The 7594-nt window shown below is 65.9% G+C and carries 7 protein-coding genes; all 7 read right to left on the bottom strand.

Annotation, left to right across the window (positions count from 1 at the left end; genetic code table 11):
- Nucleotides 1–142: polysaccharide biosynthesis protein (locus GQB03_RS23455; protein WP_159693757.1), on the bottom strand; the 142-nt coding region annotated here is incomplete at its 3' end.
- Nucleotides 143–199: 57 nt separating this feature from the next.
- The gene (locus tag GQB03_RS21820; RefSeq protein WP_200832374.1) at nt 200–1309 is read right to left on the bottom strand and encodes a polysialyltransferase family glycosyltransferase; all 1110 of its coding nucleotides are present in this window, start codon (nt 1307–1309) and stop codon (nt 200–202) included.
- Between the two features lie 4 nt (nt 1310–1313).
- Nucleotides 1314–2669, bottom strand: a complete 1356-nt coding sequence (locus GQB03_RS21815; RefSeq protein ID WP_159693755.1) for a capsular polysaccharide export protein, LipB/KpsS family — start codon at nt 2667–2669, stop codon at nt 1314–1316.
- 25 nt (nt 2670–2694) lie between these two features.
- Nucleotides 2695–3738, bottom strand: a complete 1044-nt coding sequence (locus GQB03_RS21810; RefSeq protein WP_159693753.1) for a hypothetical protein — start codon at nt 3736–3738, stop codon at nt 2695–2697.
- Between the two features lie 7 nt (nt 3739–3745).
- Nucleotides 3746–5524, bottom strand: a complete 1779-nt coding sequence (gene msbA, locus GQB03_RS21805) for a lipid A export permease/ATP-binding protein MsbA (protein ID WP_159693751.1) — start codon at nt 5522–5524, stop codon at nt 3746–3748.
- Complete coding sequence (locus GQB03_RS21800) at nt 5521–6180, bottom strand: tyrosine-protein phosphatase (protein ID WP_235027176.1); 660 nt, start codon at nt 6178–6180, stop codon at nt 5521–5523. The genes msbA and GQB03_RS21800 overlap by 4 nt, the downstream gene beginning before the upstream one ends.
- On the bottom strand, nt 6177–7541 hold the full coding sequence (gene rfaE1 / locus GQB03_RS21795; RefSeq protein ID WP_327517399.1) for a D-glycero-beta-D-manno-heptose-7-phosphate kinase: 1365 nt from the start codon (nt 7539–7541) through the stop codon (nt 6177–6179). The genes GQB03_RS21800 and rfaE1 overlap by 4 nt, the downstream gene beginning before the upstream one ends.
- Between the last annotated feature and the right edge of the window lie 53 nt (nt 7542–7594).

Raw genomic sequence — 7594 nt, 5'->3', positions numbered from 1 at the left:
TGGCCATCTCCCACTGCTTCATCTCGTCACGCGAGTAGACGATGATCTTCTTCGGGTTGTACTTCGCCAGGGTCATCGGCACAAACGTGTGTCCGAAGGAACCGGTACCACCGGTGACCAGAATGGATTTGCCGTTCAGCATGGGCGTGCTCTTGTGTTCGTGGGTGAATCGGCCGTCATCTTGAGCGGGCCGCACAGGTCAATCCTGCGATTTTCGGTCAGTTTGGGTGTGGCTGGAAAGCGCCGCGTCAAAATCGGCCTGCGCGGCGGTGTCCCGTGGCGCCGGCATGATGCGGATGTCGAGGTTCTCCATGAGCGCTTCGGTGCCTGCCTTCTTGCCTTCGCCCTTGAAGATCATGCGATCCATGCCGAAGGCGAGAATCGGCATCTGCGGGCCGTAGATCTGTCGCGCGGTAAACAATGCCGTCGAGCATACGCCGATGATTGCCGCATATCGATGGCGGGCCATGTGGCTTTCGAGTGCTTCATCGAGTTCGATGCGACGGTAATGCGGCAGACACAGTTCCGCGTCGTGGTCGCGCGGATGCTGCTTGTAGTGGATGCGCTCGATGCCGCGGGCACGGATCCATTCGCCGATCTCCTCGCTCACCGCGTCCAGTTCGCGACGGCTCATCGCCCCGATGCCGACCAGCGGCTGGCCGATGACGAGCGCGGTGTCCTGCAGGTCCGTGCTGGCGGCGCTGCTGTCGGCGAGTGGTGGCAGCGCCACCACCTTGTGCGGCGGATAGCGGTGGGGAAAGCCGGCGAGGGTGTAGATGCGATCGACGAAGGGCGCGTCCGAGCCGATGCGATCGCCCGAAAAGCACCAGTAGTCGAGGCGCGGCGAGATCAGCCGGCGCAGCTTGCGCAGGTACTGGCCGATGCGCTTGATTGCACTGAGCGGGTAGCGCTGGATGTTGAGCAGGCCGTCGGGCAGGATGCGTGCGTGCATGACGTGCGCACCCACCATGGGCGGCAGGCCGCGCAGGTAGTAGTTGATCGCTTCAGTGTCGAACACCGGGCTGTGGATCACCAGTTCGTCGCAGCGGCCGATTGCGGCAGCTACCGTGTCGAGATTTGCGAGCAGGCGCCGATGGCGGCCCATCGGGCCGGGCATCGGCGCGAAGCGCGGCCACGGTGCGGCGAGGGCGGCATCCCACTCGCCGGGATCTACCATCGTCTCGAGCGAAGGCTTGTACCAGACCAGGACGCGACGGGTCCCCGCCGGTGCGAGCGAGGCGACCTTGCGGGCCGCCAGGTAGTGCAGCGGCGTGGCGCACAGGAACAGCCAGCAGTTGGCGTGGCTCATCGCTTCATCTCGCACTGCGCAGCAGTCGCCCGTCGAGCGCGCGATCGAGCAGTTCGCCCAGGCGCGTCGCGTTGCGGGCCGCATCGTAGTCGCTGACGATCTGCTGGTAAACCGGGTCGATGACGCCCGGCAGGCTGCAGGCCATGAGTTCGTTGAAAGCCGCTTCCAGCGCTTCGTGGGAGAAGCTGCAGCGGGTGATTTCGTCGAGCGTCATGCCCGGGCGATAGGGCACGATGCCGGGCAGGCGCAGATACCAAGGGCGGCCGAAGACCAGCGCCGGCTTGCCGCCCGAGACTGCTTCCCAGCCCGCGGTACCGGTCACCGCCGAGACGAAACGGGCATTCTTGAGCAGCGCATAGGTATTCACCTGCTTGTCGACGTAGCGGACCCGCGGGATCGCCGAGAGCCGCCGGAAAAAACTCGCGCCACGCTGGCGGTGCGTCTGCTTGGGGTTCTCCTTCACGTAGATCAGCCAGTCTTCGGGAATGAGCCGGGTCAGGCATTCAAGCGCGGTGAGCTGGTCGGCGTAGCCGGCGCCCAGCGAGGAGGTGGTCATCTCCGGCTGCAGTTGCAGCGGGAAATACACATAGGGCACCTCGAGCGAGACGTCGCTGACCGAATGGCGCGGGTAGCCCGTGTTCCAGGCTCGGTTCTCGCGATACTTCTCGATCATCCCAGCGAAGCTCATCGGCTTGCTGCTGGCGCGCAGTAGGTTGCGTCGCATGTCGTTGGCAAGACTGGCGAAGGCGCGTTCCGGCCGCGTCTTGACCGACTTCATGTAGAACAGCTCCTTCTCGTGGCGCCGTTCGATGGACAACGGGGCCGGCAGCGGCTCGGCGATGGCATCCTCGAAATGCCCGAAGTCCTCCAGCCGCCGGACCACGAAGAAGCGGTCCGGGAAGAGCGTCTGGTAGCAGAACACGGTCTCGATGCCGAGCTTGCGTGCGGCGATGTAGAGCAGGTAATCCACCCCGAAGTGTGGCGGGCTGGAGAACATCACCAGCTTGACCGCCTCGTCGCAGAGCAGCTGGGCGAAGTAATGGAAATAGCAATAGGCGGTGTGCTGCAGCTCCTGGATGGAGAGCCCGCGCGAGCGGGATACCCGGGAGTACATGTCGCAGAAGGTCAGCAGCTCTTCCGCCGCGAGCGGGCCGAGCAGCGGGTGATCGAGCCGCGGCCGGGCATCGAAGCCAAACTGGTGCACGAAGGGATTGAGCCGGTGGGTACAGCCCGGCGCATTGCCGAACCAGGCCGCCACGCGAATCCTGCCGGTCGCCTTTCGAGCGTCGACGGCGGCGATCGCGCTTTCACTGTGCCAGCCCCAGAAGACCGTGGGGGTCGGGCTGCCTGTCGTGCTCATCGGGCGGCGTTGTCCGGTGTGGAGGTCATTCTTGCTCGCTGCTCCTGGAGAGTGGGCGAATTTCGAATCCGTTCGTATCGGCCTCGAGGAAAAACCCATCGACCACCGCCCGGCGCGGCGCGGAGATCAGTTCGGGCGGGAGGCGATACAGTGTGGTTGGCCGCCTGATGAGCCGGTGAAGCGTATTCACCGCGCTGCTGCCGAAGGACACGATGCGGGCTGGCAGGGTATCGATTTCGTCGAGCAGGGCGATCTCGAGCATGTTCTCGAAGCGTCGCAGTCGAAAACCATGCGCGTGTGAGAGCGACTGGAGCAGCTCGTCCGATTCCTTGCGATGGGGAATGTACTCGAGCGTCCGCATGTCTTCCCGTTCGGCCAACTGCGCGATGAGCTTCGGGTAGTCCTCGCTGTGGGCCAGCAGGTCGCCGGCGAAATTGCTGCCGATGAACCAGGTCGCGGCGCCCACCGGCTTGTGAGCGAGGAGTGCCGACAGCCACGCGAACTCATTGCGGATCGTGCGCTCCGCAAGGCCAAACCCCGAGAGGTCATACATGCTGAAGAATTTGGCCTTGTACAGGAAGCGTGGATCGAGCGCGAGTCCGTGCTTGATCCACGACACCACCGGCGCCTGTGGCGCCAGGTTCTTGCGGTAACGATGCAGCGACCGTGCCGCGATCAGGGGGGCACGGCTGAGGGTCGATGCGCCGTCATCCACCATCACGACGCTTTCCGGTTTCAGGCGCCGGTTCAACAGGCGGTTGAGGTATTGCGTGGTATCTCCGACGATCAGGCGCGCTACCGCCGGCGCCTCGCCAAGCAGGGGCCGAAGGGCCGCCTTCTGATTCTTCAGCGGGTAGAGCGGGAACAGCGAGACCTGGGAGAAACCATCGTAATGGGTGAGCAGCCTGGACATCATGGCTTCGTCTCGCGCCGAGACATGGCCGGCGAGGAGGACGGAGCGACGCGCCCGCCGGTCCAGCGCCTCGTTCGCCTCGATGCAGTTGAGGAGCTGGAGCGGGCTGCGGCAGATGAAAAGCTGAATTTCCACGGTGTCCACGCGTGTGCGCACTTGAGTCTCAGGTCGTGGGGAGGTGCGTGTCCGTGCCGCGGCCGCCATGCATGTTGTTGCCGGCCGATTCGAGCAGCTGTCGATATGCGCCACCGCGCTGGATGAGGTCGGCATGACTGCCGATCTCCAGGATTCTCCCGTGTTCCATCACCACGATGCGGTCCGCATCCTGGATGGTCGACAAGCGATGTGCGATGACCAGCACCGTGCGATTCTGGCGCAGCTCGTCGAGCGCATCCTTGACCGCCCGCTCGGACTCGTTGTCGAGTGCCGAGGTGGCCTCGTCGAGCAGCAGCACTGGCGCGTCCTTGAGGAAGGCGCGGGCGATGGCGATGCGCTGGCGCTGCCCGCCGGAGAGCTGACTGCCGTTCTGGCCGACGCGGGTGGCGAGGCCTTCGGGCAGTTTCTCGATGAACTCCCAGGCATGGGCGGCACGGGCGGCGCGGATGATTTCCTGCTCGTCGACGTCATGGCGTCCGTAGGCGATGTTGGCGGCGATGGTGTCGTCGAACAGCACCACCTGCTGTCCCACCCAACCGAGCTGGCCACGCAGCCAGGGCAGCGGAAGCGAGCACAGCGTTGCGCCATCGAGCAGGATGCGGCCCTGCTGGGGTTCGAAGAAGCGTGCGATAAGGTTGACCAGGGTGCTCTTGCCGCTGCCCGAGGCGCCCACCAGCGCCACGGTTTCGCCCGGCGCGATGTCGAGGCTGAAGTCCTCGACCGCCCAGGCCGCCTGGTCGGGATAGCGGAAGCACACGCGGTCGAAGCGCAGCGCGCCGGTGGCGGGCGGGCGTTCGGGATCTTCGTCGAGGGTGTCGGGCTCGGGTAGCGTGTCGAGCAGATCGAAGATGCTCTGCGCGCCGGCGAGGCCACGCTGGATCACCGCGTTGATGTTGGTGAGGCGGCGGATCGGCTCGAACAGCATCGACATCGCGGTGACGAAGGCGACGAACTCGCCCGGCGTGAGCTTGTCCTGCGCCGACAGCGTGGACGCGGTCCAGATCACCGCCGACACCGCGGCGGCGGCGAGTACCTGCACCAGCGGCACGTTGGCCGAAGACACCCGCACGGTGCGCATGGTCTGCTGGCGCAGCCGCTCGGCGATCGTTGAGAAGCGCCGGTCCTCGTGATCGTGGGTGCCGAAGAGCTTGATCTCGCGCACGCCGGCGAGGGTCTCCTCGACCGCACCGGTCATGCGCCCGGTGGTTTCCTGCATCTCGCGGTTGGAGCCGCGCAGTTTCTTGCTGGCCACGCGGATCAGCCAGGCCACTACCGGCGCGATGGCGAGGATCAGCAGGGTCAGCTCCCAGGCGGTGTACACCAGGTAGCCGGTCAGGCCGATGATCACCAGCGAGTCGCGGATGACGATGATCCAGGCATTGGACAGGGCCGCGCCGACCTGGGGGATGTCGTAGAGAATGCGCGAGAGCATGCGTCCGCCGGACTCGGCCTGATGGACCGACATCGGCAGGTGCATCTGGTGACGGAACACCTGCTGGCGCAGATCGGTGATGGCCTTGTTGGCGATCCACTGGCTCGATACGCTGGCCACGTACTCGGCGATGCCCTTGCCGAGAAAAGCCAGCATCAGGAACAGCGGCACCTGCCACTGGGCGGTCTGGCTCTTGGCGATCAGGCTCTCGTCGACCAGCGGCTTGAGCAGTGCCGGCAGCACCGGTTCGAGCGAGGCGGCCACCACCATCGCCAGCACCGACAGCAGCACGACCTTGCGATAGGGGCTGATCGAGCCGAGCAGGCGGCGGTAGAGCTGGAAGGAGGTCTTCATTCGCGGTGCAGCACCTTGTCGACCACCAGCGAGGACCAGCCTTCCTCGCGGAACTGCGCCTTCAGCGCCTTGTCGTCGTATCCGGTTTCCACCCATTCCATGAAACCGATGCGCTGCTTCGCATTGGCGGCGAGGTACTGGGCAAAGAAGAAGTCGAGTACGCCGGTCTTGGCCTTCTTGAAGTGGCCGTACTTCCAGTCGAGCTCGGCCATCGCTTTGGAGACCGGTTCGCCGAGATGGAGGATGCGGTACAGCGCGGCGCCCATGCCGGCGCGGTCGGCACCCGATTTGCAGTGCATCAGCGCAGGATATTCGATGCGCTCGAAGAGGTCGCGCATCATGTGCACCTCGGCCACTTCCGGCGGGTTGCGCGAGTACAGCTTGACGTCGTGCAGCGCGATGCCGAGTTCTTCGCAGACCTCCTTCTCGAAGAAGTAGGAGCCGTAGTCATGCTCGCCGCGCAGGTTGATGATGGTCTTGAGGCCGTACTTGCGATGGTACTTGCGGATCTGCGCGGGGCTGGGCTGGCTGGAGCGGAACATGCCGCCGCCGAGGTCGTAGAAGTTGTTGTAGATCGCGCGGACGAAGCCGTGGTCAACCAGGTGCATGTCGAGCCAGGCAAGGAAACGTCGCAGCGGCGTGTCGGGCGCCTTCATCGGAGGTCCTGGGCGTCGCCCACCGGGCTCACGCGGATCGCCGGCAGGTTCGGGAAGAAGGGCTCACGGCCGCTTCGCGCCAGCACGTCCGGGGCATGGCTGCCGAGCAGCGCCTCGACGGCGTCGGCGGGCATGTGCACCACCCAGTCGACCGCACGCAGGGCCGCATGCAGGCGTAGCGCATGTACGTCGCTGTCGTCGGCGGCGTCGATCAGCAGGAGCCGGTCGCCAAGCGCGCCGGCCGCCTCGATCTCGGCGAGCCGCGCTGCGTCGAGTGGTGTGAACGGGCCGAACAGCACCGCGACCCGCTCGCCCGCTGCGCGCGCGCGTGCCAGCACGGCTGGCAGTTCTGCGCTCTCGAGCAGGCCCTGGCGGGCCGGTGCATGCGCCTGAAGCGCCTCGCGCAGTTCGTCTGTGCTGACCGTTGCGGTGCCGAGCTTGCCGACCACGATGCCGGCGGCCACGTTGGCCAGCGCGGTGGCGTCGTGCAGCGACAGGCCTGCCGCCACGCCGCAGCCAAGCGCCGCGATCACGGTGTCGCCCGCACCGGTCACGTCGAAGACCTCGCGCGCACGAGTCGGCAGGTGGCAGGGCGGCTGGCCGTGCTCGAGGATGGTCACGCCGCGCTCGCTGCGGGTGACCACCAGCGCCTGCAGGGCCAGCGTCTCGCGCAGCGCCGCGCCCTTCTCGATGAAAGTGGCGTCGTCCGGGCAGGCACCGACGATGGCCTCGAATTCGGAAAGATTCGGCTTGACCACGGTGGCTCCCGCATAGCGCGAGAAGTCGCGACCCTTGGGGTCCACGATGACCGGCAGGCCACGTTCGCGGGCAAGGCGGATGAGTGGCTGGACGTTCTGCAGCGTGCCCTTGGCGTAGTCCGAAAGGATCACTGCATCCACGCCGGCCAGTGCTTCGGAAAAAGCCGCCGGCAGGGCCTCGGTGTGGGCCGCTTCGAAACCATCCTCGAAATCGAGGCGGATCAGTTGCTGGTGGCGGCTGATGACCCGCAGCTTGGTGATGGTGCGCGCACCGGCCGGGGTCAAGAGCCGGCAGCCGACGCCGGCGGCGGCAAGACTGGCGGCCAGCACTTCACCGGCCTCGTCCTGGCCGGCGATGCCGATCAGCGAGACCTTCGCACCCAGCGAGGCGATGTTGAGCGCCACGTTGCCGGCACCGCCAGCACGAGTCTCGTCGTTGCGCACCAGCACCACCGGGACCGGCGCCTCGGGCGAGATGCGCGAGGTGCCGCCGTGCCAGTAGCGGTCCAGCATCAGATCGCCGACGACCAGGATGTGCAGCGCAGCGAAATCGGGCAGCTTCAGGTTCATGTCGATGAAGACAGGTCGGGCCCCTGCCGGCATGTGCCGTCAAAGTGGCGGATTGTAGCTTCTAAACAGCTCGTCCGTCCGCCTGC

Source organism: Cognatazoarcus halotolerans, assembly GCF_009800965.1.
Taxonomy (GTDB): domain Bacteria; phylum Pseudomonadota; class Gammaproteobacteria; order Burkholderiales; family Rhodocyclaceae; genus Cognatazoarcus; species Cognatazoarcus halotolerans.
This window is presented reverse-complemented; position numbering and strand designations above follow the sequence as displayed.